This is a genomic window from Endozoicomonas sp. SESOKO4 (assembly GCF_024606275.1).
Genome location: NZ_JAHHPS010000434.1, coordinates 1 through 1,220, shown reverse-complemented (window position 1 = coordinate 1,220; position 1,220 = coordinate 1). Strand labels below are relative to the sequence as shown.

The window sequence follows — 1,220 nt, the reverse complement described above, 5'->3', positions numbered from 1 at the left end:
ATGCAGTACGAACATGACCCGTCGCTGCTCAGTCCGTCAACACAACAGGCATTGGAGAAAGAGGTGCAGCGGCTAAAGAGCGAAGCTATCCAAATGAACCTGGGCACCTTGACGCAAACCACGCTGGCTTCGGAGGCAGCCCAAAAAGTGCTGAAAAAACGGGGGATTGCCGTGGTCAGCGAGAAGCGACGCTACTTTACCGACAATGAACTCCCGATAGAGAAGGAAATGCTGGTACCAAAGAAGATAGCGAAGCCTGATGCTCGGGAGGATGGATGCTCCAGCGGGGTGGGCATGTACAATCCTTTGATCTTGCTTTGAACATGCAGTTACGGACAACAGACTGCAATGGAACTTTTTACCAGCCGTTTACTCCAAGAACGATAGAATCCCTCCTTACGGAATTGGGCAAATAATAAATTTTACTGGAGTATTACCATGAATGTTGTCCATGGAGCGGCGATCTCTGCGAGCCCGTGCCCTCAACCTCAACCTCAACCAAAGTTCGCCACCCAATCGGCAACAGCCTCTGGCCAATGGACAATCAGCGAGCCAACCCGCAAGCTGCTGCCCCATCCCAGGGAATATGAGCGACAGGAGCTACTGCGGGCCGCTGAGAGTGGACGTCTGGCATTTCGGCATATTGGATTGGTTGAAGAAAGAAATTACTTTGCTGGCAAGGGCACACCAAGACCCTTCACCCTCGCTCTGCCCGGAGAGATGATGCCCACCGAGCGAGTAACAGAAGCGTTAGATCAATGGATGGTAGGCATTACTGATCCCAAATGCCTGTATGTCTATAAACGTGACGCACTGACTAATCGGTTGCTGGAGGAGCCCAGCCTAACACCGGATACACTGACAATAAAACTACTGTCTGATCTACGATCATTACACAAGAAAAGTCGTGAGCGTGCCAATCAAATCATCTGGAGAGTTTATCCCCGTTTCACCTCAGGACATCTGCAAGCAAATGGGACATTCAGTTTACCTAAATTGAAACCCGGCGATTATACCCACATTTATAATTTCCCGGAACTGGTGCTCATCCACTATCGCAAGGAAGAGATCAAATGCTTTTGCGTCTACAACGATAAACGGGCAAATATTGCCGATATCCTGGAGTCCAAGCGTCAGTGTGAAAAGGCATTGGAGCTTAAACCCTTGCCTCTGGTCGTTTATTGTCACCACACAGGTTCTGTACAGGTCTGTTTTGATGA

2 protein-coding genes are annotated in these 1,220 nt (G+C 49.5%); both read left to right on the top strand.

Features of this window, described 5'->3' with window-relative positions:
• Positions 1-321: hypothetical protein (locus KDK16_RS08630; protein ID WP_257275623.1), on the top strand; the 321-nt coding region annotated here is incomplete at its 5' end.
• 117 nt (positions 322-438) lie between these two features.
• A partial coding sequence (locus KDK16_RS08625; protein WP_257275622.1) for a hypothetical protein occupies positions 439-1,220 on the top strand: 782 nt, incomplete at its 3' end.